Genomic DNA, 24,386 nt, shown 5'->3' with positions numbered 1-24,386 from the left:
GTGCCGATGAATATCCCTAATCTGATTACCGTTCTACGCGTCCTGCTCATCCCGATCTTCATTTTGCTGTTTTATTTGCCTTACCACTGGAGCTATTTGGCGTCCGCCTCGGTCTTCGCATTTGCCGCCGCGACCGACTGGCTCGACGGGTATCTGGCCCGTCGTCTGGAACAAAGCACACCGTTCGGGGCCTTCCTCGATCCTGTTGCGGACAAGCTGATGGTCGCCGTTGCCCTGGTTCTGCTGGTGCAAGAGCATGGCAACCTGTGGCTCACGCTACCGGCCGCCGTTATCATCGGTCGCGAAATTGTCGTCTCGGCACTGCGCGAATGGATGGCCGAACTCGGTGCCCGCGCTCATGTTGCGGTGTCGAACCTGGGCAAATGGAAAACCGCGGCGCAAATGCTGGCGCTGGTGATCCTGCTGGCCAATCCCTCGGACTTCAGCTTCTGGGTCTTGATGGGTTACGCCTTGCTGCTGGTGTCCGCTGGCCTGACGTTGTGGTCCATGGTCCAATACTTGCGGGCTGCCTGGCCGCATCTGAAGACGGACGTGGAAAAGAAATAAACTATTTTGAATCAAGGGGTTGACGGGGCATCAGGATTCTATAGAATGCGCCTCACCAAGACGCGGGAATAGCTCAGTTGGTAGAGCACGACCTTGCCAAGGTCGGGGTCGCGAGTTCGAGTCTCGTTTCCCGCTCCAAATATTGCGCTGCAGAGTTCCACTGAATTCTGTAAGTGATTGAAATCAGGACCTTCGGGTCCTTTTTTCGTTCCGGCGGGAACCACTGAAATCCAGCACCATCCAGTGTTTTTAAGTCCCGATTTAAGTCCCGAATGAGGATCTTGGATTGGATGTGCATTGAATCGGTTTTTTGCTGGAGCAGCTTGGGTAGCGAGACGAGCATCTGGCCCTGACTCTGTTCAGGAGCTCGCTATGGCACTCTCAGATATGACCGTTCGGCACGCCCGAATTACCGGTAATGACTACACCCTCGGTGACGGTGATGGTCTCACACTCAATGTGACGGCCAGCGGCGGAAACGTCTGGCTTTTTCGTTACCACTGGACGGGCAAGCAAAAGCGCATGTCCTTGGGTTGTTACCCGCAAATCAGCCTCAAAGAAGCGCGTACCCGTCGTGATGAAGCGCGTGCCTTGGTTGCCCAAGGCATCAATCCCTATGAGCACCGTAAAACAGCAGCGCCGTGCTGTTCGTTTTGCGACAGAGCATACCTTCGAGGCCGTGTTTGATCAGTGGGTGGAGTTCCGCAGGCTGAGCCTAAAGGAAGGGCGCCAGAGCACGCTCTCGCAAATCTTGAGAATCTTCAATAAAGACGTCTTGCCCACACTGTGGACGAGGTGGAATATGGCCTGGAACCGCACCGGCTTGTTAGGCTGCTCGACTCCTCGGCGCGAAGAAAAAAACCCCACCGCTACAGGCATTCCTGAAGCACACTCGCCGGTTGCCGTACGAGAACTCAGCGGAGACCAGATATTCGTGGTCCGAAAAGGACTGGACGGTGCGCATCTAGTCCAACTGGTAGGTGTCGCCGATGACGTGCAAAGTACTATCCGGCTTGACTCCGAGGAATTTCTCGCCCGCAGGGTGATCGTCTGTGAGGGTGCAAGCGAGGTAGGGCTTGTTCACGGGTTGGACCGGTAGATGCAGACAAGCCACCAACGCCCGCGACCGTACAAGTGGCCGCCTCTGCGGCCTTTTCATCCAAAGCGCTCGCTCAGATCACTTTAACGGCCCGTCCAATGAACTGAATCGGTCCTGTGGGTTTGCCAGTCGGCGATCCATTGGGGTTTTCTAGAGTCAACTCAAAGAGTTGGTTGGGTTCCAGCGGCGGCAATCTATCCAAGGGGACAGAAAGCGTTTGCCCAGGTTTGACCAGTCCAAGGGATACCGGACCTTGCCAGCCATCCGCTTTGGTCCAGAACTCAAGTGCTTTGTCGGTTGGGACTTGCGCGACCCCCAATGGTATCAGTTGGATTTCTCTTGGGCTGCTCGCCTGTATCACCCAGCCGGGCGCCTGGTTCTGCGGAGCCACCAGAACGACTAGGTAGGTGGTCGGATTCACCGGAGCTGTTTGTGTCAGTAGCATTGTTCCGAGCAACAACGTTGCGACAAGACCTGTCCCCGCCAGCCCACGCCATAGCGGAAGAAGGTTCCACCGTGACATTGGCTGCGCGGTGGCCGTCACTCGTGGTGCTCGCCGGTCAATGCTGTTCAAGCTGCGCTCGATACGCCCCCAGAGTAATGCCGTAGGTGTTTGTGGTTCAGCCAGTTCGGTCAACGCAAGCAAACGTTGTTCCCATGCATCCACAACCGCTCGCAAATCGGCGTCCTGAGCAAGACGCTTTTGTACTTCGATGCGATGCTCTGCCGACAACGTGCCTAACACATATTCACTCGCCAGCTCTTCAATGTTGTCGGGGCTGTCATCCTGCGGGATTATGGTCATCCCATGCACTCCCGCAATGCCACCAGACTGCGTTTGATCCAGGCTTTGACGGTCCCCAGCGGTGCGCCCAGTTTCTGTGAAATTTCTGAATGCGAATAGCCATCGACATACGCATGAAGGATGCAGTTGCGACGGGCCGGCTCTAGTTGCTCGAGGCACACATAAATACGCCCTGAACGGGCTCGATAATCGAAGGCGTCCACACTCTCTAGCGCTGCCTCCATGGACGCTGAAGCTTGCAGTGCCGTTTCCCGTTGCTCGCTGACTTGTACCTCCCTGGCGCTATCACGCATGAAGTTGAGCGCCAGATGCCGCGTTACGCTGAAAATCCAGCCACGCGCAGAGCCTCTCGCTGGATCGAAACTGGCGGCACGGGTCCAAATCTTGATAAAGACATCGTGCACGATGTCTTCGGCCAGGGCGTTATCACGAGCGATGCGCTTGGCAACACCCAAAAGACGAGCACTTTCCTGCTCATACAAGTCCCTCAGTGCCTGCTGCTCGCCTCGGGCGCAAGCAATGAGGCAGGCTTCATAGTCAAAACAGGGCTCGGGCAAGGACAAGGTTCTCAGCCATCAGCAGGTGGTAAATACCCCAGCCATAGGGCTGGAGTTCCATCGAAGCAGAGTAGACGACTTGTGCGCTAACAACCTGGTCTGGATCGTTGGCTTAATTGGCTGCCCAAAAAATATAGTCAGCCTGATATTTCACTACCTCCCGTTTGCCTTTGTTTGCGGCGGAGCATTCGGTCATAGGCGCTACGCCGCCCTTAACGGCCACCCGCTGGATGTAACTGACACCGTTCATCGCGCCTTTACCTTCAGCAGGGTTGGCCTTGACCAACTGATAGGGGAGGTCGCCGGTGCCTGAGGGGGCAACTGCCAGTTGTGTCCCGGTGATTTTAGAGCCGTCTTTAGCTTGCCAGGTAGCAGGTGGTCCGAAGTAAGTGCCGACCTGTTTGCCGTTGCGATCATTAAGTACCGCTTTGGGGCCGACGAAAGTCCATTCAGTCTGGCCAACGGAGTTAGCCTTGTCGCGACACTCATACGTGATTTCGCCCGTCCCCACGGTCTCCAGCGTGATCTTATGACCGTCCGGGACCTTGATGCTGTCGGGCAGATCTGTTTGCGCATAGGCAGCTGGCACTGTGACCAACAAGCAGGTAGCTGCAAGCGTAGTACTGACAATGCACAGGAATCGTTTAGCGTTCATGCAAATCTCTCCAGAAAGTGATCAGTTCAGCAGCTATGGCTACTACCTGTACTACCCGCGGGAGGATTATCTGGATGCAGCTGATTGAAAAAATATCTGTGGAGAAAGGGTTGTAGCGTCACTGCTTGACTGTTGCCGGCCGCGAAGGGCTTGATCCGACCCTATGCAGACGTTCGCTAAGTTGCAGGGTGGCTAAGGATTTTAGCGACCATTCCAACCCGCTGCCGGAAGCGGGGAGACTACTGCAAGGCATGAGCGAGTACGCGAAGCTTTAAGTGATCGGGTGCAGCCTCTATGGGCTTCGCTGTTACTCCGTGGTGAATTGCCGCTCGACGTATCGAGCGAAGCGGTTAAGGACGATTTGCCATTCCTTGCGCTGCTGATCTTCCGGTTGCGTTGATTCGGCGTCGAAGGTCTGACGAATCGTGACGCCCTTGTCAGATTCGACAAAATCTAATCGAACCACGCGGCCGTCGTCGTCTCGAAATTCAATCAGTCGGTTTAGCTCTATCTGCGTGTAGGTGGCAGCGAAGTCGAATCCCAGGCCGCCGTCATTGGCTTCAATGCGCAACAACAGCTTCCCGCCAACCTTCAGATCATTCGATGCCCTAGTGGTGTGCCAATCGTCAGAGGCGTCCCATTGCACGATGTCCTCGGGATTGTTGAAAGCTTGCCAAGTGTCAGCGATCGGAGCGGCAACACTCGTTTCGATGTTGATTTTCATAATGTAATGACCATTTCTTTAGTTCAGCGAATGGAAGCACTGAATGACGATTGAATCCATCGGTGAAGCACAACACCAATGGTTTGCCCTTGCTGGGGCAGCACTGAGCGGTGTTAGATCGCGCCTCCCGAAATGGCGGCTTTTGGCCGAATTTAGGCAGTCGCGACAGGCGAAAACTGACCCGATATGGATAGTCCCTCTCACTTTTCGAGACTCCCGGTACAGCTGACAGCTGCCTGCCGCCCGCGCTCGAGGTCGACGCCAGCCAGGATCAGCAGGCCGACAACGAAATAGCTGCCGGTGATCAGCATCGCCAGGCGGTGATCGCCGCCGGATAGCCAACTGGTCAGGCCGTAAGTCATGGGGCCGAGGATCGCCGACAGTTTGACTGCCAGCCCCCAGACCGAAAATTCCGCCAGGCGCGTCGGCGGCGCCAGCAGACCGACTATCGCGCGGCCGGCCGATTGACTGGCGCCCATGCACAGGCCGGCGAGATTGGCCGCCAGCCAGAATAGCTCAGGGCCGCTGGCCGGCCTATGGCCGGAAACAGCCCCGAGATGACTGATGAGAAGTTCTGGATGCCAGTCTTGCCGAAAATGGAGGTCTTGGAAGTCGTTTAGACACAATGTTACTCACCTGAATTTTTACGATTTTTTTACGGTAGGTGTTTTTACCTGCACCGATACTGGCTGCGATTTTCTAGATCTTCTATACGCCATACAGTTCCAATGGCACTGGCAAATCGTATCGCCCAAGGACGGCATGCACTTCTCCTAGCAATTTCAGAGACGCGACCCTTGAGTGAAACAATGACCGGTGCACACGAAGACTCCCATTCCAAAACGTCAGGAGTGGGGTTGCTCATCGCAGCTGTCGGAGTGGTGTACGGGGACATCGGCACCAGTCCCCTGTACACCCTCAAAGAAGTGTTTGCCGGTCATTACGGTGTTCAGGCCAATCACGATGGCGTGCTGGGCATTCTGTCATTGATCTTCTGGTCGTTGATCTGGGTAGTCTCGATCAAGTACGTGCTGTTTATTCTTCGCGCCAACAACCAGGGCGAAGGCGGCATCATGGCGCTGACGGCATTGGCTCGCCGGGCGGCCGCTCCCTATCCGTACATGAGTAAAGTACTCGTTCTGCTTGGTCTCTTCGGTGCGGCACTTTTTTACGGGGACAGCATGATCACCCCGGCTATTTCGGTGCTCTCTGCGGTTGAGGGACTACAGTTGGCGTTTGACGGAATCGAGCACTGGGTTGTGCCCTTGTCCGTGATCGTGCTGGTGGCGCTGTTCTTGATACAGAAACACGGCACGGCTCGTATCGGTATCCTGTTCGGCCCTGTGATGGTGCTGTGGTTTGTCGTGTTAGGTGCGCTGGGGATCTATGGCATCTTGCAGCGTCCGGAAGTACTGCAAGCGCTCAATCCATACTGGGGAGCGCATTTTTTTATCGCTCATCCGGGAATCGGTGTGGCCATCCTTGGTGCAGTGGTGCTCGCGCTGACGGGCGCCGAAGCGCTGTATGCCGACATGGGCCACTTCGGTCGCAAGCCCATTGCCCGCGCCTGGTTCATTTTGGTATTGCCAGGACTGGTACTTAATTATTTTGGCCAAGGTGCCTTGATCCTCGAGAACCCGGAGGCGGTGCGCAATCCGTTTTATCTGCTTGCGCCTGGCTGGGCACTGCTGCCGATGGTCGCGCTCTCCACACTGGCCACCATCATCGCTTCTCAAGCCGTGATCTCCGGCGCTTTCTCCCTGACCCGCCAGGCCATCCAGCTGGGTTACGTGCCTCGCATGTTTATTCAGCACACCTCCAGTCAGGAGCAGGGGCAGATTTACATCGGTACCGTTAACTGGGCGTTGATGGTCGGTGTTGTTCTGCTGGTGATTGGCTTCGAATCGTCCAGTGCGTTGGCCGCAGCCTATGGAGTCGCTGTGACGGGGACCATGTTTATCACAACCATCCTGTCCTCGGCGGTCGTCCTGCTGCTATGGAAAACGCCGCGCTGGCTGGCGATTCCGATGCTGCTCGGTTTTCTGCTGGTAGACAGTCTGTACTTTGCGGCCAATGCACCGAAGATCTTCCAGGGCGGTGCATTCCCGGTGATTGCCGGTATTGCCCTGTTCATTTTGATGACCACCTGGAAACGGGGCCGGAAGATCATTGTTGAACGGTTGGACGAAACCGCGCTGCCTCTGCCGTTATTCATCAGCAGCATCGGCTCGCAACCACCCCATCGCGTACAAGGCACGGCGGTGTTTCTAACGGCCAGGGCCGATGCTGTTCCGCATGCGCTACTGCACAACCTATTACATAACCAAGTACTGCATGAGCAAGTGGTGTTGCTCACCGTGGTGTCTGAAGACAGCCCTAGGGTGAGTGCTGACCGACGGTTTGAGGTTGAAGCCTATGGTGAAGGCTTCTTCCGGGTCAGTCTGCACTTTGGCTTTATCGAGGAGCCCGATGTCCCCCTGGCGTTGAGCCTCTGTCACTTGGCTGAGCTGGATTTCAGTCCGATGCGTACGACCTATTTCCTGAGCCGAGAGACAGTTATCCCAACCAAACGCATTGGTATGGCGCGCTGGCGAGAAACTCTGTTCGCGTTTTTGCTCAAGAACGCCAATAGCAACCTGAAATACTTCAAGTTGCCGTTGAATCGGGTGATAGAACTGGGAACACAGGTTGAGATGTAAAGAATTATCACGGGCTGAAGCTGGCCTATGGTGGCCTGGCAAGCACCAAGAAGGGCTTCGAATCCCTATCAGCCCTTGATCTCGAGGGCACGGTGGGGTGACTGCTTTCGACTCATTCCTGTCTCGGATTTTTTCGTCATTCACTCCTGGAAATTCACGACCGCAAAAAAATGTTCGTCATCGTAAAGACCTGGCAGCGTCGTAGCGCGGCGCCCCGCTATACATCATTCTAAGCACAACGGACTGACTGCCATTCAAGTTGCCGGTGACGCTGGCTCCCGGATCCAATTAAGGACGTCTCAGCGAACTGCACTCTCTGCTCTTTCGATATGTAGCCAGTGAAGGCACAATGCGCATCCTTTTTTTGGCTGGCCTTGCCGGAGGCCTCGAAATGATCAAGACGCCGTACTACCTCATCGACAAACAAAAGCTGCTGGCGAACATGCAGAAGATCGCTTATGTGCGCGAACAGTCCGGGGCGAAGGCCCTGCTGGCACTCAAGTGCTTCGCCACCTGGTCGGTGTTCGATCTGATGCAGCAATACATGGACGGCACTACGTCGTCGTCGCTCTATGAGCTCAAGCTCGGTCGACAGAAGTTCGCTGGCGAGACCCACGCCTACAGCGTGGCTTGGGCCGACGACGAGATCGAGGAGATGCTCGACAACTGCGACAAGATCATCTTCAACTCCATCGGTCAGTTGCAGCGCTACACCGAGGCTTCAGCAGGCAAGGTGCGCGGTCTGCGGGTCAATCCGCAGGTGAGCAGCTCGGATTATCTGTTGGCAGATCCGGCGCGGCCGTTCAGCCGTCTGGGCGAGTGGGATCCGGTGAAGATCGAGCAGGTCATCGAGCAGATCTCGGGCTTCATGTTCCACAACAACTGCGAGAACGCCGACTTCGGCCTGTTCGACCAGATGCTGTGCACCATCGAAGAGCGCTTCGGCCATCTGCTGCACAAGGTCGAGTGGGTCAGCCTGGGCGGCGGCATTCACTTTACCGGTGAAGGTTATGCGATCGACGAGTTCTGCGCGCGGCTCAAGGCTTTCTCGCAGAAATACGGCGTGCAGGTCTACCTGGAGCCGGGCGAAGCCGCCATCACTCAGAGCGCGTCGCTGGAAGTCACCGTGCTCGACACCCTCTACAACGGCAAGCACCTGGCCGTAGTGGACAGCTCCATCGAGGCGCACATGCTCGATCTGCTGATCTATCGCCTGAATGCCAAGCTGGCGCCCAGCGAGGGCGAACACACCTACATGGTGTGCGGCAAATCCTGCCTGGCCGGCGACATTTTCGGTGAGTATCAATTTGATCGTCCCTTGGCCATCGGCGATCGGCTGTCGTTCATCGACGCAGCGGGTTACACCATGGTCAAGAAGAACTGGTTCAACGGCCTGAAAATGCCGTCCATCGTGGTGAAACAACTCGACGGTAGTGTCGAGGTGGTTCGTGAGTTTGGTTACAACGACTACATGTCCAGTCTTTCGTAAGCTGGCAGAGAAGGAGAGAGAGAAAAATTGAAGAAGAACGTACTTATCATTGGTGCAGGAGGTGTCGCCAAGGTGGTGGCCCACAAGTGCGCGCAGCACAACGATGAACTCGGTCGTATTGCTATCGCGTCGCGCAACATCTCCAAATGCCAGGCCATCATCGACAGCGTCAAGGCCAAGGGCAGCCTCAAAGAGCCCGCTGATATCAAAGCTTTCTCGCTGAACGCTATGGATGTCGAGGCGACCAAGGCGCTGATCCGCGAGACCGGATCGCAGATCGTCATCAACGTCGGTTCTGCTTTCCTCAACATGTCGGTGCTGCGTGCCTGCATCGATACCGGCGTGGCCTACCTGGACACCGCCATTCACGAAGAACCGGGCAAAATCTGCGAGACGCCGCCCTGGTACGGCAACTACGAGTGGAAGCACCTCGAGGAATGCAAAGAGAAGAACATCACCGCCATCCTCGGTGTGGGCTTCGACCCGGGTGTGGTCAACGCCTATGCAGCGTTGGCACAACAACAGTATTTCGACCGTATTGATTCGATCGACATTCTCGACGTCAATGCCGGCTCCCATGGCAAGTATTTCGCCACCAATTTCGATCCGGAAATCAACTTCCGCGAATTCACCGGACAAGTGTGGAGCTGGCAGAACAGTCAGTGGACCAGCAACACAATGTTCGAAGTCAAACGCACCGACGACCTGCCGGTCGTAGGGGCGCAGAACCTGTACCTGACCGGCCACGATGAAGTGCACTCCCTGTCGAAGAACCTCGGCGTGCCCAACGTGCGTTTCTGGATGAGCTTTGGCGAGCACTACATCAATGTGTTCACCGTACTCAAGAACCTCGGCCTGCTCTCCGAGCAACCGGTCAAAACCGCTGAAGGCCTGGAAGTCGTGCCGCTGAAAGTGGTCAAGGCCGTGCTCCCTGATCCGAGCTCACTGGCGCCTGGCTACACCGGCAAGACCTGCATCGGCGACCTGGTCAAAGGCACCAAGGATGGCCAGCCGCGCGAAGTGTTCATCTACAACGTGGCCGACCACGAAGAAGCTTACGCAGAAACCGACAGCCAGGGCATTTCCTATACCGCTGGCGTGCCACCTGTGGCGGCAGCCCTGCTGGTCGCCCGTGGCGAATGGGATGTGCAGCGCATGGCCAACGTCGAGGAGCTGCCGGCCGAGCCGTTCCTCAAGGCGCTTGATGTGATGGGCCTGCCGACCCGCATCAAGGATGAGAATGGAGACCGTCCCTGGAACTGCAACGCCTGAGGCGCGCAAAAATACAGGTGAATCACGTATTCCGCGCTAAACGCAAAAACGCCGCTCATTGAGCGGCGTTTTTGTTTGTGCGTCATTTGTCGGACTTGCCCCAATGGCCAGTCAGTTAAGGTGCGAAACCTGTGGGAGCGGGCTTGCTCGCGAAAGCGGTGGGTCAGGCAACATCAATGTTTACTATGCCGCCGTCTTCGCGAGCAAGTCGAATCGTCGCACCGCCGCTCCCACATGGATTGCGCTTAACTGACTGGCATCGCCTCTTGCGTGCGTTTTGGCGCCAGCAACCGCTCGATGGCGCCACTCACCATGTTTTCCATCAGGTTATCGCGCTCTTGTTCATCCAGCGAATAGTGCGTCAGCCAACTGGGCGCGCTGTTGAGCAAGGCGGCAATGGCATGACCGGCGGCCAACAGGGCCTGTTCACTGAATCGGAGTCGGGCGCCGAGCATCAGCAGCAACTTGCGTTCGTACTGCTCGCGCAGTTGCCGAACCCGTTGCTGCTGTTCTTCATTCAGGCAGCCGCTGTCGCGCTCCACCAGACGAAAATGCCAGGGCATTTCCTGATGCAGATTGAGGTGCGCGCGGATCAGTTGGTTGAGTCTGTCGCGTTTTGCCGGGGCTGCTTGTTCGATACGCCCCAAAGTGGCCAGCAGCTCTTCGTAAAACTCCTCGATCAGGTCGAGCAGCATGTGCTGCTTACTGGGGTAATGGTGATACAGCGAGCCCGGGGCGAGCCCCAGGCAGGTCGCGAGCTCACGCATGCCGACCTGACCGAAACCCTTGCTGGCAAAGAGCTCCAGCACCTTGTCCCGGTATTCGGCGAAGCGCGAGCAACGCTCAGGCATAGGCATGGAAGCCGCGCCCCGTTTTGCGTCCCAGGTAACCGGCGGCGACCATTTCCTTGAGCAGTGGAGCGGGGCGGTATTTGCTGTCGTTGAAGCCGTCGTAGAAGGCTTCAAGGATTGCCAGCACGGTGTCCAGGCCGATCAGGTCCGCTAATGCCAGCGGACCGATCGGCTGGTTGCAGCCCAGGCGCATGCCGGCGTCGATGTCTTCGGCGCTGGCCAGGCCTTCCTGAAACACCAGGATTGCTTCATTGATCATCGGCACCAGAATCCGGTTCACCACGAACCCCGGACGGTTGCCCGCGGTGATCGCGGTTTTGTCGAGTGTGGTCGCCATGTCCAGCGCCATGGCATGGGTGGCATCGCTGGTTTGCAGGCCACGAATCACTTCGATCAGGCCCATCACCGGCACCGGATTGAAGAAATGCAGGCCGATGAAGCGCTCAGGCTGGCTAACACTGGCAGCGAGTTGAGTAATGGACAGCGACGACGTGTTGGAGGCAATCACACAGTCGGCGCTGACCTGCGCGGCGATTTGTTGCAGCAGCCGCAATTTCAGGTCGAGGTTTTCGGTGGCGGCTTCGATCACCAGTTGCACATTTTGCAGGCTGCTGTAATCGGTACTGGTGCGAATCTTGTCGAGGGCAGCGAGTTTTTGCTCGTGCGTCAGCGTGTTCTTGACGACCTGCCGATCGAGGTTTTTATCGACGGTGGCGATTGCCTTTTGCAAGGCACTCTCGGAAATGTCGATCAAGGTCACATGGAGGCCGGCCAAGGCGCAGATTTGTGCGATGCCATTGCCCATGGTGCCGGCGCCGATGACGCCAATGTTCTGAAGATTCATGCGCATGTCCTTATCAAACCCGCTCGAACAACACGGCGATGCCTTGGCCGCCGCCGATGCACATGGTCGCCAGGGCATAACGGCCTTGGCAGCGATGCAGTTCGTGAATGGCTTTGGTGGCGATGATCGCGCCAGTGGCGCCCACCGGATGGCCCAGCGAGATGCCCGAACCGTTGGGGTTGACCTTCTGCGGATCGAAGCCCAGTTCTTGCGCTACGGCACAGGCCTGGGCAGCAAAGGCTTCGTTGGACTCGATCACATCAAGGTCGGCAACGGTCAGACCGGCGCGCTTGAGCACCAGGCGGGTGGCGGGAATCGGGCCCAGCCCCATCATCGAAGGTTCAACGCCTGCGTGGGCATAACCCACCAGTCGGGCCATAGGCTTGAGGCCTTGTTCCTGAACAGTTTGGCCCGTGGCCATGATCAGTGCGCCGGCACCATCATTGAGGCCCGATGCGTTGCCGGCGGTGACGCTACCGTCCTTTTTGAAGGCGGGTTTCATGCGGCTCAATTGCTCGGCATTGACCTCTGCCCGTACATGCTCATCCGTGGCAAACGAAACTGTCCCTTTGCGGGTCGCAATTTCGATCGGCACGATCTGCCCGGCAAAACGCCCTTCGGCAATCGCCCGCGCAGCACGCTGCTGGCTGAGAAGCGCCAATTCATCCTGGGTCTGGCGCGTGATGCCATAGTGCTCGGCGATATTTTCAGCGGTGATACCCATGTGGAAACCGGCAAACGGGTCTTGCAGCGCCCCAAGCATGTAGTCGACGGCCTGCATGTCGCCCATGCGTGCGCCCCAGCGCGCCTGCGGCAACAAGTACGCGCCTCGGCTCATGGACTCGACGCCGCCTGCCAGCGCAGCGCCCGCATCCCCCAGCATCAAGCTTTGCGCGGCACTGACAATCGCCTGCAAACCCGAACCGCAAAGGCGGTTGACGTTGAAGGCGGGAGTTTCTTTCGTCAGACCAGCATTGATCGCTACGACCCGGGAGATGTAGGCATCGCGCGCCTCGGTCGGGATCACATGTCCCATCACCGCATGGCCGATGTGCTCGGGCGCCAGGCCTGATCGTTCGATAGCGGCGCGGCAAACGTCGGTTGCCAACTGAATAGGCGGCACATCCTTGAGTGAACCGCCAAAGCTGCCAATGGCAGAACGGACGGCGCTCACTACAAAAATATCGGAATGGTTCATGTTGGCTCTCTGAATAGGTCTTTTTTGTTGGGCACGAGTCTAGAATCAGCAGCGCCACTGGCCTATGCCAAAACTGTTCAAGGGTGATGGCGTTTTTTGCCATGTTCAGATGTGACGAGGGAGGCCTTCAAATGCGGGAAACGGATTCGGTGGCGGTTTACTTCATGTACCCCATGATCCATGCGCTACGTGAGGAACCGCAGCGTCTGCGGGCAGTACTCGAACAAGTGGGCATTGATCCGGCACTGATGGATCAGCCGACGGCACGGGTGCCGGCCACGGCTTTCGCCGCGTTGTGGCTGGTGCAGATTCGTGAGTTGAACGACGAATTTTTCCAGTTGGATTCCCATGGAATGCCACCAGGCAGTTTTGCCTTGATCTGTCGGGCATTGATTCAGGAGCCGACGCTGGAAAAAGCCCTGCGTCAGTGCCTCGCCAATTTCGCCCTGTTCCTGCGTGATTTTCGCGGCACGTTGAGTGTGCGTGGCAAGCGTGCGGTCATCAGCTTGCAGACCTGTTCGCAGACCTGTTCGCAGAACAGCGAGGTCAGCCGGATGGGTGAGGAAACGTTTCTGGTGTTGATGATCAGTCTGCTGTGCTGGCTGGGTGGGCGGCGCATTTCGATCGATCGGGCGGACTTTCGTCATCAGCGTTTGTCGCTGCGTGATGACGCCATGCTCTGGGGCCCCAACCTGACCTTTGGCACCGAACGCACCGAAATCGAGTTCGCCAGTGACTACCTGCGGCTGCCGGTGATTCAAGACCTGGCTTCGCTGAAAGTGTTTTTGCGCACCGCACCGCAATGGCTGGTGATCCGCTTTCGCAACCAGCATGGGCTGGCGTCGCAGGTTCATCAGCGCCTGCGCCACAGCCATTACGGCGAATGGCCGACCTTGCAGTCCTTTGCCCTGGAACAGCACCTGAGCCCCAGCACCTTTCGCCGCAAGCTGGGACGTGAAGGCTGTTCGTATCAGGAAATCAAGGATGAAGTGCGGCGTGCGGTGGCGTTTGAACGGCTGCGCCAGAGCAAGGCGAGCATCAGCGATATAGCCGAGCAGTTGGGATTTCAGGAACCGAGTGCGTTTCATCGGGCGTTCAAGAAGTGGACGGGGGAAAGCCCGGGGCGGTATCGGGCGCGGTTTCAGGATCGTTCTGAATGAGCCCTGCTCGTTGGGTCACGGCAAGGCTTTATCGGCCCCGCAAAAGCCTTGATTTCGAACACCCTCATCACAAACAAAATCAATAAACGCTCGCAACTTCGGCGTCAGGTAGCGGCTCGACGGCCATACCACCTGGATGTTCAGCGTGCGCAGCACTTTGTCGTCCAGTATGGACACCAGTTCTCCGGCCGTCAGTGCCTCGCGCACCGCAAACTCGGGGACGCAGGCGATGCCCAGTCCCTGGCGGGCCATGTGGATCAGCATTTCCAGGTTATTGCAGACCATCGTCGCCGGTACTTTCAATTCGGTGCCTTCGGCAAGCCCTGACAATGGCCATTTTTCCAGTTTGCCCGTGGAGGGCAGTTTGTAATGCAGGCAGTGGTGTTCCTGCAGTTGCTCGACATTCTGCGGGTAGCCGTGGCTCGCAAAGTAACGGGGGGCGCCGACGAGGTAGAAGCCGAAGCTGTCGAGTTTCCTGGCCATTAACCGGGAGTCGTGCAACTGGCCAGTGCGTACCACGGCGTCGAAACCTTCCTCGACCACGTCCACCAGCCGATCGGTGAAGTCGAGTTCCAGCTGGATTTCTGGATAGTGCTGCATGAATCGCGAGAGCTGCATGAACAGGACGTTGCCCAGCAGCGGCAGGCTGATGCGCAGTTTACCTCGTGGTGTCTCGCTGGAACTGGAGAGTTCCTGCTCGGCGGCTTCCAGTTCGTTGAGCACCCGGCGGCAGCGCTCCAGAAACAACGAGCCTTCGCTGGTCAGGTTGATGCTGCGGGTATTGCGATGGAACAGGCGTGCGCCGAGTTTCTCTTCCATGCGCGCGATGCTCTTGCCCACCGCCGAGGCGGAGATCCCCAACAAACGGCCGGCCCCAACAAAACTGCGGCTTTCGGCTACCTGCACAAACACCGTGATGCCATTGAGCTTATCCAACACTCACTCCTTTGATTGCGGACAAAAAGGTCCGTGGACCTCGGAATTGTAACCTCTGTTTCCCGACAACGGCCGCCTCTACCATCGAGACATCGACTTATTCACCTAACTATTCAGGTCCGCCAATGTCAGTCAACGAACCGCTTCGCCCATTACAGTCTCTACGCTCGTTTGAACCCGTCGAGCTGGCTTCGCGCATCGACGCGGTGCTGGAGCAGACCTTGCACGATCAGCGCCTGGTGGGCGCAGTGGTGCTGGTGGCTCACCGCGGCAAACTCATTTACCAGCGCGCGGCCGGGTTGGCCGACCGCGAGACGCAGTTGCCGATGCGCGAGGATGCCTTGTTTCGGCTGTCTTCGGTATCCAAGCCGATTGTTTCGGTGGCGGCACTGGCGCTGATCGGCCAAGGCAAACTCAACCTGGATGATGACATTACCCGCTGGCTGCCTTACTTCAAGCCGACCCTGAGCGACGGCCAGCCAGCGACGATCACGGTGCGTCAATTGCTGAGCCATACCGCAGGCTTCACGTATGGTTTTCTGGAAAGCGATCAGGGTGGTCCTTATCGTGATGCCGGCGTCTCCGATGGCATGGAGCGCAGCAACGTGACGCTGGAAGAAAACCTGCGCCGCCTGAGCCTCGCGCCCTTGCTGTACAAACCTGGCAGTTCGTGGGGCTACTCGATTGCGACCGATGTCCTGGGCGGCGTGATCGCTGCAGTCACCGGCACCTCGCTGGCCGCTGCAATCGAGGCACTGATCGCCAAGCCACTGGGCTTGCGCGATGTCGGTTTCGGGGTGTCCGACGCCAGCCGCCTGACCCCGGCGTACCTGAACGATCAACCACAGCCGCGGCGCATGAAAGAGCTGGAAGTGGTGCCGGTTTTCGAAGGCACCGCCGGCATCAAGCTGGAGCCGAGCCGGGCCCTGGACCCACAGGCTTTCAACTCCGGTGGTTCGGGCTTGATCGGCAGCGCTGGTGAGTTCCTCCAGCTGCTCGAAACCCTGCGCAAAGGCGGCGCGCCGTTGTTGCCTGAAGCGCTGGTCGATGAAATGACCACCAACCAGACGGGCGAGCACGAATTGGAAAACTGGCCCGGTCGCGGCTTCGGTCTGGGCTTTACCGTGCTCAAGGACCCGGCTGCCGCACAGACAGCCGAATCGGTCGGTAGCTGGCGATTGGGTGGTGCCTATGGACACTCCTGGTTCGTCGACCCGGCGGAGCAATTGACGGTCGTCGCCTTCACCAACACAGCCTTCGAAGGCATGTTTGGGCAATTCACCGTCGACCTGTGCAACGCCGTTTACGGGGAATGACCTTCGTGCCGGTCCCTGTCCGGGGACCGGCCGCCAGCACAAAAAAAGGCGGCTCGCCCCGCGTTCCGCCGCTAAAAATGTCTGCATTTAGCCGTACCCCTGGGGTCAACGGACCCTCGCAACATTGCCTGCAATGCTCGCAACGCCGCTGAGATTGTCGTGTGATTTTTTACAGGGAGCACGCCTGCACACGCAGGTGTTTTGGGGCGTGCCATGACTATTTGGGGATCGGAAATGAAAAACGCAGAGTTCTATCATTCGCATATCCACAGCAAGCTCGACTCGCTCACCGGGATTCGTTTTCTGGCGGCTGCGATGGTGTTCATGTTTCACGCCTCGCTGACCCGGATCATCGGTTTCAACCCCTATGCCGACGCCAATGTGATCGATGCCTTTCAACGGATCTTTAGCGGTGGTGGATGGCTCGGCGTGTCGTTCTTTTTTGTGCTCAGTGGCTTCGTGATCACTTGGTCGGCTCGCAAAGGCGACAGCGTGACAGGCTTCTGGAAACGCCGTTTGTTGAAAATCTACCCTAACCACATCGCGACCTGGGTGTTGGCGATGGCGCTGTTTGCGGTGCCTGCCGCCAGCGTGGCAATCTGGTTGCCCAACCTGTTGCTGGTGCATTCCTGGATTCCACGGATGGACACCTTCCTCAGCGTCAACGGGCCGTCCTGGTCGCTGTGCTGCGAGTTGTTCTTCTATTTGCTGTTTCCGCTGGCACTCAAGCTGATCTGGAAAATTTCCGAGGAACGCCTGTGGCACTGGGCCTGGGCGATGGTCGCCGGCCTGGCCCTGACGCACGTGGCGATACGTTTGCTGGTACCTGCCACGCCGTTTATCAATGAGTACCCGATTTCCCTGAGCCAATGGTGGTGGTCTTACTACTTCCCGCCCGCGCGCATGTTCGAGTTCGTGCTGGGCATGCTCATGGCCCGCATTCTCATGGCTGGGCGCTGGATCGAATTAAGCGTGCCCAGGGCTTTCGCGCTGATGATCGGCGGGTATCTGGCGGCCATGTGGGTGCCGTTCCAGTACAGCCTGAACCTGGTAACGCTGGTGCCGATTGCAGCGCTGATCACGGCGATTGCCGCCAGTGACCTGCAGGATCGCAAGGGGTTGCTCAACAGTCGCTGGATGGTCTGGCTGGGCGAAATCTCCTTTGGTTTCTACATGATCCATCTGCTGATCATGACCTGCGCGACACAACTGCTCGGCGGCCGACTGTTCGATAACGGGGCGGCCACGTTGATCGTCGCGGCCACCTTTGCGCTCTCCATCTTCGGTGGTTGGCTGTTGTTCAACTTTATCGAGCGACCGGTCATGCAGCGCTGGGGGCGAACCGGGAAAGCCAAGGCGCTGGGCAGCAGCCTGGGCAACCCCGAAACCGCGCCTTGATCCATCCTCGACAGATTGCTTCGACTCACGTCGCTTAATAACAGGGAAGTTGTTTATGGACTCGATCCGACCCAAACGTTCGGGCAGTGCGCTCATGCTCCGCGCCAGTCTTGCTTGCGCTATCGTCGTCGCCCTGGTGACCGTGCTACGCGGGGAACCGTCCACTATCGCCAAGGCCAGCGTGGTGCCAGCGGCCGCCGAAGTCGATGTGGCCATGGCGTTGTCCAGGCCAGTGACCGACTGGCAGAACTATTCCGGACGTCTGGAGGCGGTCGAAAAAGTAGTCATCCGGCCGCTGGTGTCCGGGACGATCGTTGCTGTGCATTTCAAGGATGGCGCGATCGTCAAGGAAGGCGACTTGCTCTTCGAAATCGACGCCAGGCCGTATACCGCCCGGGTCGAACAGGCCCAGGCCAGTCTGGCGGCGGCGAAGTCGCGAGGCCTGTACACCGCAACCGATCTGGGCCGGGCCCAACGACTGATCAACTCCAATGCCATCGCCATGCGCGACCTGGACGAGAAACAGAACGCCGCCAGCGAAGCGCAAGCCAATGTCCGTCAGGCCCAGGCAATACTCGACAGTTCCCGATTGGATCTGGCCCACACTCGCATCACGGCGCCGGTCAGCGGACGCATGTCCCGTGCCCTGGTGACCGCGGGCAATATCGTCAGCGCCGGTGAAAATGCCGCGCCGTTGAGCACCCTGGTATCACTCTCGCCGATCTATGCCGCTTTCGACGTCGACGAGCAAACGTTCCTGCGCTACCTCAATCACGGCAGTGCGAAGGGCAATGAAGTGCCGGTCATGCTCGGGCTGTCCAATCAAACGGACTATTCGCGCGAGGGCAAACTGGGGTCGATGGACAATCAGCTCGACGTGCAGTCGGCTACGTTGCGGGTGCGCGCCAGTTTCGACAATGCCGACGGCCTGCTCAGGCCCGGCATGCTGGCCCGGATCAAACTCGGCGGCGGCCCACCGCGTCAGGCCGTGCTGATCGACGACAGCGCCATCGGCACGGACCAGGACAAGAAGTTTGTGTTGGTAGTGACCGCTAATGATCAGGTCGAGTATCGGCGCATCAGCCCCGGCAACCTGGTGGGCGACTTGCGAATCATCGATTCCGGCCTGCAAGCCGGCGAGCGGGTGGTGATCAACGGCCTGCACCGGGCGCGGCCGGGCGATACCGTCAGACCCTTGCTCGCCCAACGCGTCGATGCGAGGGAAGGTCAATGAACTTTTCGCGCTTCTTCATTGACCGCCCCATTTTTGCCGGAGCCCTTTCGACCCTGATTCTGCTGGCCGGGATCATCTCGCTGTTTCGCTTGCCGGTCTCGGAATACCCCGATGTGGTCCCGCCGCTGATCGTGGTCAACGCCCAGTACCCCGGCGCCAACCCGGCGGTGGTGGCGCAGACTGTGGCGGCGCCGCTGGAAGAGCAGATCAACGGCGTCGAGGACATGCTGTATATGCAGTCCCAGGCCAACAGCGACGGCAACCTCACGCTCAGTGTCACGTTCAAGGTCGGTACCGATCCGGACAAGGCCCAGCAACTGGTGCAAAACCGTGTCTCGCAAGCCTTGCCACGCCTGCCGGAAGACGTGCGACGGCTGGGGGTGGTAACGATGAAGTCATCGTCGACCCAAACGCTGGCGATTCACCTGATCTCGCCCGATGACCAGTACAACGCTACTTACCTGCGCAACTACGGCATTCTCAATATCAAGAACCAGTTGGAGCGCATCCCGGGCGTCGGTGAAGTCCGGATCTGGGGTGGCGGCGATTATGCGATGCGCATTTGGCTCGACCCGCAAAAAGTAGCCCAGCGCGGTTTGAGCGCCAACGATGTGGTAGCGGCTATCCGTGAACAAAACGTGCAGGTCGCGGCCGGCGTCATCGGTGGTCAACCCATGCGTACGGACGTGGCTCAGCAGCTGTCGGTCAACACTCAGGGCCGGCTGAAAACGGAAAAGGAATTCGCCGACATCATCCTCAAGAGTTCGCCGGGCGGGGCGGTGACTTTTCTGCGCGACGTCGCCCGTGTCGAACTGGCGGCGTCGGACTACGGTTTGCGCTCACTGGTCGACGGCAAGCCTGCCGTGGGTTTCGGCGTGTTCCAGATGGCCGGCGGCAATGCCCTGGCGATTTCCGATCAGGCGCGCGACATCATGCGCCAGGCCAAGCAAGACATGCCGGCCGGCGTCGACTACACGATTGTGTTCGACCCGACCCAGTTTGTCCGCTCGAGCATTCTGGCGGTGATCCAGACCCTGCTCGAATCGACGCTGTTGGTCGTGCTGGTGGTCATCCTGTTCCTGCAAACCTGGCGGGCCTCGATCATTCCGCTGCTGGCGATGCCCGTGTCGATTATCGGCACGCTCTCACTGATGCTCGCGTGTGGTTTTTCGATCAATGCCCTGTCGTTGTTCGGCATGGTTCTGGCCATCGGTATCGTCGTCGACGATGCGATCGTGGTGGTCGAGAACGTCGAACGCAACATTGCTCGCGGCCTGAGCCCCAAGGACGCGTCCTATAAGGCCATGGAGGAAGTCAGCAAGCCCATCATCGCCATCACGCTGACGCTGGCGAGTGTGTTTGTACCCCTGGCGTTCATGCCCGGGCTGACCGGACAGTTTTATCAGCAGTTCGCATTGACCATCGCCATCTCCACCATCATTTCGGCGTTCAACTCCCTGACCTTGTCACCGGCGCTTTGTGCACTGTTGCTCAAGTCCCACGACGCACCGCGAGATCGCCTCAGTTGGGCTATCGATCGGTTGTTGGGGCCATTGTTCAGCCGTTTCAATCGACTCTCGGCGCGGGGCGAGCAGGCCTACGGCAGCAATCTGGGCCGGGTGATTCAGCGCAAGGGCATAACCCTGGGCCTTTACGCACTGTTGCTGGGGTTCACGGCCTGGCTTGGCCATTCGTTGCCTGGTGGTTTTGTGCCGGCCCAGGACAAAGAGTTTCTGGTCGGCCTGGCGCAACTGCCCAATGGCGCCTCGCTGGAGCGCACCGAGCAAGTCATCCAGCGCATGAACGACATCGCCCTCAAGCAACCTGGCGTGGCCCACACCCTGGAGTTTCCGGGCATGTCGGTCAATGGCCTGATGAACTCATCGAGTGCCGGCATCATCTTCGTGATCCTCGAACCGTTCGCCAATCGGCAGGGTTCGGACATGAGTGCCGGGGCCATCGCCTCGGCGCTGAACCAGCAGTTTTCCGCGATCAAGGAAGCTTTTACCGGGGTGTTCCCGCCGCCTCCGGTGTTGGGGCTGGGTACTTTGGGCGGGTTCAAGTTGCAGTTCGAAGACCGTGGCGCGCTGGGGTTTGAAAAACTTGATGAAGCGGTTCGCGCCTTCCTCAAGCAAGCCGCGCTGGCACCGGAACTGGGGCCAAGCTTTTCCAGCTACCAGATCGATGTGCCGCAATTGAAGGTCGATCTTGACCGGGTCAAGGCCAAGCAGTCGCAGGTTGCCATGACCGATGTCTTCGATACGTTACAGATCTACCTGGGCTCCTTGTATGTCAACGACTTCAACTTGTTGGGCCGGGTCTATCAGGTCCGGGTGCAAGCCGATGCGCCGTTCCGCGCCCACGCCGATGATATCGGGCAACTGAAGACCCGCAATGCCGACGGCAACATGGTTCCACTGGCCAGCCTGGTGGAGGTTCACCCCACCTATGGGCCGGAAATGGTCGTGCGCTACAACGGCTACACCGCCGCCGACCTGAATGGCGGCCCCGCGCCGGGTTATTCATCCGGTCAGGCTCAGGCCGCGGTGGAGCGAATCGCGGCCGAGACGCTGCCCAAGGGCATCAAGTTCGAATGGACCGAGTTGACCTACCAGCAAATCATTTCCGGCGACTCCACGTTGTGGATCCTGCTGATTTGCATGCTGCTGGTGTATCTGGTGCTGGCCGCCCTCTATGAAAGCCTGCTGCTGCCGGTGGTCATCTTGCTTATCGTGCCCATGAGCATCATGTCGGCGCTGCTCGGGGTGTGGCTGACCCAGGGCGATAACAACATCTTTACCCAGATCGGCCTGATGGTGCTGGTGGGGCTGGCCAGCAAGAACGCGATTCTGATTGTCGAGTTCGCCCGTGAGCTCGAACAGCAGGGACGCAGCATCGTGCGCGCAGCCATTGAAGCCAGTCAGTTGCGTTTGCGCCCGATTCTGATGACCTCGATCGCTTTCATCATGGGGGTCGTACCCCTCGTGCTCTCTACCGGTGCCGGTGCCGAAATGCGTCACGCCATGGGCGTCGCGGTGTTCTTCGGCATGCTCGGGGTGACCCTGTTCGGCCTGTTATTCACCCCGGTGTTCTATGTCGCGCTGCGGCTGCTCGCGACACGGCGATCACGCTCGGTGGCGGACGACTTTGCGCCATCGGTTGCGGACATAACTGTCCGCTAAGAATGGAACAGCAGCTTGTTTTTCAGTATTCGCACTCACTTTACAGTTACCGCCAATCAACGAAACAAGGAGACAGTCAATGACGCGCGTCGTGCGGTTTAGCCAATATGGTGGTCCGGAAGTGCTCAGGATCAATGACATCGACGTGCCTGAACCGGGGCCTGATGAAGTACGGATCACCGTCAAAGCGATTGGTCTGAACCGGGCAGAATCCATGTTCCGCTCCGGCCAGTATCTGGAAGAGGCACAGTTTCCTTCCCGTCTGGGGTATGAAGCGGCGGGTATCGTCGAGGCCGTCGGCGCACGCGCCGGCCAGTTTACGGTCGGTGACATCGTCAGCCTGATTCCACCGGCCTCCATTGCGCAGTGGGGCACCTATGCCGAACTGGCCGTCGTGCCGGCGGCGATGCTGGTCAAGCATCCCGCCAACCTGTCATTCGCTGAAGCCTCGGCGGTATGGATGCAGTACATCACGGCGTGGGGCGCGTTGATTCATGTCGCGGCATTGCAGCCCGGCGAATTCGTTCTGATTACGGCTGCCTCAAGCAGTGTCGGCCTGGCGGCGATTCAGATTGCCAATCAGGTTGGCGCCATCCCGATCGCCGTCAGCCGCACTCTGGCCAAGCGCGAGCAGTTGTTGTCTGCCGGCGCCGCGCACGTGGTGGCCAGCGAGTCGGCGGATTTCAATCAACAGGTTGAACGGTTCACGGCAGGCAAGGGCGCTCGGGTGATCTTCGATCCGGTGGGTGGGCCGTTTCTGGAGCATTTGGTCGACGTTGCCGCTACTGGCGGGATCGTTCTGGTGTATGGCGCTCTGAGCCCCGAGCCCGCGCCTTTCCCGCTGTTCAAGGTGCTGGGCAAAAGCCTGGCGTTGCGCGGCTATCTGCTGCACGAAATCACCTCCCGGCCAGCCTTGCTCGAGGCCGCCAAGGCGTATGTCATCGCCGGTCTGGAGGAGGGGACGTTGCGTCCGGTCATCGCCAAAACCTTCGACTTCGAACAGATCGTTGCCGCCCATCAGTATCTGGAAGCGGGCGAGCAGTTCGGCAAAGTCGTGGTCACGCTGGAGTCCGACTCATGAAAATGCTCCATCCGATCTACTTTCTCGCACTGGGCCTGTTTGGCGTTTACACCATTGAGTTCGGCGTCGTCGGGATTCTTCCGGTGATTATCGAGCGCTTTGCGATCAGTGCGTCCCAGGCCGGATTGTTGGTGGGGCTGTTCGCGCTGATCATTGCGGTCTTCGGCCCGATCATGGTGTTGCTGTTGTCGCGCTTCAATCGCAAGAAGATCCTGACGATTGCGTTGTTCATTTTTGCCGGCACCAGCGTGCTGTCGGCCTACGCACCCAACTTTGAATCGCTGATGGTGCTGCGCATCATCCCGGCGCTGTTTCACCCCGTGTACTTTTCCCTGGCCTTTGTCGCGGCTGTTTCACTGTACCCACCGCAGGAGTCTACCCGCGCCGCCGCCAAAGCCTTTGTCGGCACCAGCATGGGCATGGTGCTGGGGGTGCCGTTGACGACGTTGATCGCGGCGCAGTTTTCCTATGAAACCTCGTTTCTGTTCTGCGCCGTGGTCAACTGCATTGCTGGCCTGGGGATCATTGCCCGGCTGCCGGACGCGCCCGACAAAACCCGCATTTCCTATAAAGAGCAGCTGGCCATTCTGCGCAAGTTCCCGCTCTGGCTGAACATTACCGCCTCGACGCTGATTTTTGCCGCGATGTTTTCCGTGTACAGCTACTCCGCCGAGTACCTGGCCAAGGAAGCGGGCATGAGCGCGCAGATGATCAGCATCCTGCTGGTGATCTTCGGGATTGGCGGCGTCGCGGGCAATCTGTATGCCGGCAAACTGATCGGGCAGAACATGGTTCGGACAACCATCCTGCACCCGATCCTGCTGGCCGGTGCCTATGGGCTGTTGTACCTGTTCGCCGGCCCGTCACTGATGACCATGCCGGTAATCGTGGTGATCTGGGGCGCGACCCATACCAGCGGGCTGATCGTCACGCAAATATGGCTGACCTCCGAAGCGCCGGAAGCGCCCGAGTTCGCCACGGGCATTTACATCTCGTTCATCAATCTGGGCGTGACCATCGGGTCGACAACTGGCGGATGGTTTCTGGCACGCATGGGCTTGCAGGGCACCCTGTACAGTGGTTTTCTATTTGCCGCGTTGGCCGTATTGGTCATCGTGGTCAAAGTCCTGTTTTTCAGTGCCGAGCCGCGCAAGGGAGGAGCGCAGATCGCCGCAGACTGAGTTGAACAACGATGCATCGTAGCCCGCACGGATGGGGGTTGTATTTTCGTCAGTGCGTGGCCGCCATCGAATGTTTTTTCCCAAACAAGGATCTCCAGGAAGGAAGCCTTTGGGTCGACCGCCTGGATTGTCATTCCA

General features: G+C 58.5%; 20 protein-coding genes, 1 tRNA gene and 2 pseudogenes. 14 read left to right on the top strand and 9 right to left on the bottom strand.

Annotated elements, in window-relative coordinates; translation table 11 throughout:
- The first annotated feature begins 6 nt into the window (after positions 1 to 6).
- The 4 genes and pseudogenes from pgsA to ACYZT2_RS16080 form a co-directional block, all read left to right on the top strand.
- A complete protein-coding gene (gene pgsA, locus ACYZT2_RS16095; RefSeq protein WP_008066866.1) occupies positions 7 to 567 on the top strand; it encodes a CDP-diacylglycerol--glycerol-3-phosphate 3-phosphatidyltransferase in 561 nt (186 codons plus the stop codon).
- Between the two features lie 62 nt (positions 568 to 629).
- Positions 630 to 705, top strand: a tRNA-Gly gene (locus ACYZT2_RS16090).
- Positions 706 to 939: 234 nt separating this feature from the next.
- A pseudogene (locus tag ACYZT2_RS16085) lies at positions 940 to 1,363 on the top strand (integrase arm-type DNA-binding domain-containing protein); the annotation flags it as partial.
- Positions 1,354 to 1,663: pseudogene (locus ACYZT2_RS16080) on the top strand (ATP-dependent endonuclease); the annotation flags it as partial. The pseudogenes ACYZT2_RS16085 and ACYZT2_RS16080, both read left to right, overlap by 10 nt.
- A gap of 76 nt (positions 1,664 to 1,739) precedes the next feature.
- On the opposite strand, the gene ACYZT2_RS16075 reads toward ACYZT2_RS16080, so the two are convergent.
- From ACYZT2_RS16075 to ACYZT2_RS16055, 5 genes are all read right to left on the bottom strand, one after another.
- Entirely contained in the window at positions 1,740 to 2,471 is a 732-nt protein-coding gene (locus ACYZT2_RS16075) for an anti-sigma factor (protein ID WP_461965501.1), read from the bottom strand.
- Positions 2,468 to 3,034 carry a sigma-70 family RNA polymerase sigma factor gene (locus tag ACYZT2_RS16070; RefSeq protein WP_461965499.1) on the bottom strand — a complete coding sequence of 189 codons (567 nt, stop codon included), beginning with the start codon at positions 3,032 to 3,034 and terminating at the stop codon, positions 2,468 to 2,470. The genes ACYZT2_RS16075 and ACYZT2_RS16070 overlap by 4 nt, the downstream gene beginning before the upstream one ends.
- A gap of 106 nt (positions 3,035 to 3,140) precedes the next feature.
- Positions 3,141 to 3,683, bottom strand: coding sequence for a DUF3455 domain-containing protein (locus ACYZT2_RS16065; RefSeq protein WP_461965497.1), 543 nt, complete (start codon positions 3,681 to 3,683; stop codon positions 3,141 to 3,143).
- 307 nt (positions 3,684 to 3,990) lie between these two features.
- Entirely contained in the window at positions 3,991 to 4,407 is a 417-nt protein-coding gene (locus ACYZT2_RS16060; protein WP_461965495.1) for an SRPBCC domain-containing protein, read from the bottom strand.
- A gap of 200 nt (positions 4,408 to 4,607) precedes the next feature.
- Entirely contained in the window at positions 4,608 to 4,886 is a 279-nt protein-coding gene (locus ACYZT2_RS16055) for an MFS transporter (RefSeq protein WP_461965493.1), read from the bottom strand.
- A 318-nt stretch (positions 4,887 to 5,204) separates the two neighbouring features.
- Between ACYZT2_RS16055 and ACYZT2_RS16050 the strand changes: the two genes are divergently transcribed.
- The 3 genes from ACYZT2_RS16050 to ACYZT2_RS16040 all read left to right on the top strand — a co-directional run bounded on the left by ACYZT2_RS16050 (position 5,205) and on the right by ACYZT2_RS16040 (position 9,867).
- A complete protein-coding gene (locus ACYZT2_RS16050; RefSeq protein WP_461965491.1) occupies positions 5,205 to 7,106 on the top strand; it encodes a potassium transporter Kup in 1,902 nt (633 codons plus the stop codon).
- 391 nt (positions 7,107 to 7,497) lie between these two features.
- The gene (nspC, locus tag ACYZT2_RS16045) at positions 7,498 to 8,595 is read left to right on the top strand and encodes a carboxynorspermidine decarboxylase (protein WP_048393627.1); all 1,098 of its coding nucleotides are present in this window, start codon (positions 7,498 to 7,500) and stop codon (positions 8,593 to 8,595) included.
- 27 nt (positions 8,596 to 8,622) lie between these two features.
- Positions 8,623 to 9,867, top strand: coding sequence for a saccharopine dehydrogenase family protein (locus tag ACYZT2_RS16040; RefSeq protein WP_461965488.1), 1,245 nt, complete (start codon positions 8,623 to 8,625; stop codon positions 9,865 to 9,867).
- Between the two features lie 245 nt (positions 9,868 to 10,112).
- Here ACYZT2_RS16040 and ACYZT2_RS16035 read toward each other — a convergent pair whose 3' ends face one another.
- The 3 genes from ACYZT2_RS16035 to ACYZT2_RS16025 are packed head-to-tail and all read right to left on the bottom strand — an operon-like array spanning position 10,113 to position 12,760.
- Positions 10,113 to 10,724: a TetR/AcrR family transcriptional regulator gene (locus tag ACYZT2_RS16035; protein ID WP_461965486.1), complete on the bottom strand. Its 612-nt coding sequence runs from the start codon at positions 10,722 to 10,724 to the stop codon at positions 10,113 to 10,115.
- Positions 10,711 to 11,562: a 3-hydroxybutyryl-CoA dehydrogenase gene (locus tag ACYZT2_RS16030; RefSeq protein WP_461965484.1), complete on the bottom strand. Its 852-nt coding sequence runs from the start codon at positions 11,560 to 11,562 to the stop codon at positions 10,711 to 10,713. The genes ACYZT2_RS16035 and ACYZT2_RS16030 overlap by 14 nt, the downstream gene beginning before the upstream one ends.
- 13 nt (positions 11,563 to 11,575) lie before the next feature.
- Positions 11,576 to 12,760 carry an acetyl-CoA C-acyltransferase family protein gene (locus ACYZT2_RS16025; protein ID WP_461965482.1) on the bottom strand — a complete coding sequence of 395 codons (1,185 nt, stop codon included), beginning with the start codon at positions 12,758 to 12,760 and terminating at the stop codon, positions 11,576 to 11,578.
- 131 nt (positions 12,761 to 12,891) lie between these two features.
- On the opposite strand from ACYZT2_RS16025, the gene ACYZT2_RS16020 reads away from it, so the two are divergent.
- Positions 12,892 to 13,920, top strand: coding sequence for an AraC family transcriptional regulator (locus tag ACYZT2_RS16020; protein WP_461965480.1), 1,029 nt, complete (start codon positions 12,892 to 12,894; stop codon positions 13,918 to 13,920).
- A 15-nt stretch (positions 13,921 to 13,935) separates the two neighbouring features.
- Here ACYZT2_RS16020 and ACYZT2_RS16015 read toward each other — a convergent pair whose 3' ends face one another.
- Positions 13,936 to 14,856, bottom strand: a complete 921-nt coding sequence (locus ACYZT2_RS16015; protein ID WP_461965478.1) for a LysR family transcriptional regulator — start codon at positions 14,854 to 14,856, stop codon at positions 13,936 to 13,938.
- Between the two features lie 125 nt (positions 14,857 to 14,981).
- Between ACYZT2_RS16015 and ACYZT2_RS16010 the strand changes: the two genes are divergently transcribed.
- The 6 genes from ACYZT2_RS16010 to ACYZT2_RS15985 all read left to right on the top strand — a co-directional run bounded on the left by ACYZT2_RS16010 (position 14,982) and on the right by ACYZT2_RS15985 (position 24,248).
- Positions 14,982 to 16,172: a serine hydrolase domain-containing protein gene (locus tag ACYZT2_RS16010; RefSeq protein ID WP_461965476.1), complete on the top strand. Its 1,191-nt coding sequence runs from the start codon at positions 14,982 to 14,984 to the stop codon at positions 16,170 to 16,172.
- Positions 16,173 to 16,406: 234 nt separating this feature from the next.
- Positions 16,407 to 17,570 carry an acyltransferase family protein gene (locus ACYZT2_RS16005; RefSeq protein WP_461965474.1) on the top strand — a complete coding sequence of 388 codons (1,164 nt, stop codon included), beginning with the start codon at positions 16,407 to 16,409 and terminating at the stop codon, positions 17,568 to 17,570.
- 55 nt (positions 17,571 to 17,625) lie between these two features.
- Complete coding sequence (locus ACYZT2_RS16000) at positions 17,626 to 18,804, top strand: efflux RND transporter periplasmic adaptor subunit (protein WP_461965472.1); 1,179 nt, start codon at positions 17,626 to 17,628, stop codon at positions 18,802 to 18,804.
- Positions 18,801 to 21,986, top strand: coding sequence for an efflux RND transporter permease subunit (locus tag ACYZT2_RS15995; RefSeq protein ID WP_461965470.1), 3,186 nt, complete (start codon positions 18,801 to 18,803; stop codon positions 21,984 to 21,986). Before ACYZT2_RS16000 ends, ACYZT2_RS15995 begins: the two co-directional genes overlap by 4 nt.
- A 79-nt stretch (positions 21,987 to 22,065) precedes the next feature.
- Positions 22,066 to 23,067, top strand: coding sequence for a zinc-dependent alcohol dehydrogenase family protein (locus ACYZT2_RS15990; RefSeq protein ID WP_461965468.1), 1,002 nt, complete (start codon positions 22,066 to 22,068; stop codon positions 23,065 to 23,067).
- Complete coding sequence (locus ACYZT2_RS15985) at positions 23,064 to 24,248, top strand: MFS transporter (protein WP_461965466.1); 1,185 nt, start codon at positions 23,064 to 23,066, stop codon at positions 24,246 to 24,248. The genes ACYZT2_RS15990 and ACYZT2_RS15985 overlap by 4 nt, the downstream gene beginning before the upstream one ends.
- The last annotated feature ends 138 nt before the right edge of the window (positions 24,249 to 24,386 follow it).

This window comes from Pseudomonas sp. MDT1-85 (assembly GCF_054898065.1).
This window is presented reverse-complemented; position numbering and strand designations above follow the sequence as displayed.

Bases quoted from the DNA above. Each gene is read 5' to 3' on its own strand.
- ACYZT2_RS16035 (WP_461965486.1), bottom strand. From the start codon at position 10,724: ATGCCTATGCCTGAGCGTTGCTCGCGCTTCGCCGAATACCGGGACAAG.
- ACYZT2_RS16005 (WP_461965474.1), top strand. From the start codon at position 16,407: ATGAAAAACGCAGAGTTCTATCATTCGCATATCCACAGCAAGCTCGAC.
- ACYZT2_RS15995 (WP_461965470.1), top strand. From the start codon at position 18,801: ATGAACTTTTCGCGCTTCTTCATTGACCGCCCCATTTTTGCCGGAGCC.
- ACYZT2_RS16000 (WP_461965472.1), top strand. From the start codon at position 17,626: ATGGACTCGATCCGACCCAAACGTTCGGGCAGTGCGCTCATGCTCCGC.
- ACYZT2_RS15990 (WP_461965468.1), top strand. From the start codon at position 22,066: ATGACGCGCGTCGTGCGGTTTAGCCAATATGGTGGTCCGGAAGTGCTC.
- pgsA (WP_008066866.1), top strand. From the start codon at position 7: ATGAATATCCCTAATCTGATTACCGTTCTACGCGTCCTGCTCATCCCG.
- ACYZT2_RS16065 (WP_461965497.1), bottom strand. From the start codon at position 3,683: ATGAACGCTAAACGATTCCTGTGCATTGTCAGTACTACGCTTGCAGCT.
- ACYZT2_RS16010 (WP_461965476.1), top strand. From the start codon at position 14,982: ATGTCAGTCAACGAACCGCTTCGCCCATTACAGTCTCTACGCTCGTTT.
- ACYZT2_RS16020 (WP_461965480.1), top strand. From the start codon at position 12,892: ATGCGGGAAACGGATTCGGTGGCGGTTTACTTCATGTACCCCATGATC.
- nspC (WP_048393627.1), top strand. From the start codon at position 7,498: ATGATCAAGACGCCGTACTACCTCATCGACAAACAAAAGCTGCTGGCG.
- ACYZT2_RS16075 (WP_461965501.1), bottom strand. From the start codon at position 2,471: ATGACCATAATCCCGCAGGATGACAGCCCCGACAACATTGAAGAGCTG.
- ACYZT2_RS16030 (WP_461965484.1), bottom strand. From the start codon at position 11,562: ATGAATCTTCAGAACATTGGCGTCATCGGCGCCGGCACCATGGGCAAT.
- ACYZT2_RS16055 (WP_461965493.1), bottom strand. From the start codon at position 4,886: ATGGGCGCCAGTCAATCGGCCGGCCGCGCGATAGTCGGTCTGCTGGCG.
- ACYZT2_RS16025 (WP_461965482.1), bottom strand. From the start codon at position 12,760: ATGAACCATTCCGATATTTTTGTAGTGAGCGCCGTCCGTTCTGCCATT.
- ACYZT2_RS15985 (WP_461965466.1), top strand. From the start codon at position 23,064: ATGAAAATGCTCCATCCGATCTACTTTCTCGCACTGGGCCTGTTTGGC.
- ACYZT2_RS16060 (WP_461965495.1), bottom strand. From the start codon at position 4,407: ATGAAAATCAACATCGAAACGAGTGTTGCCGCTCCGATCGCTGACACT.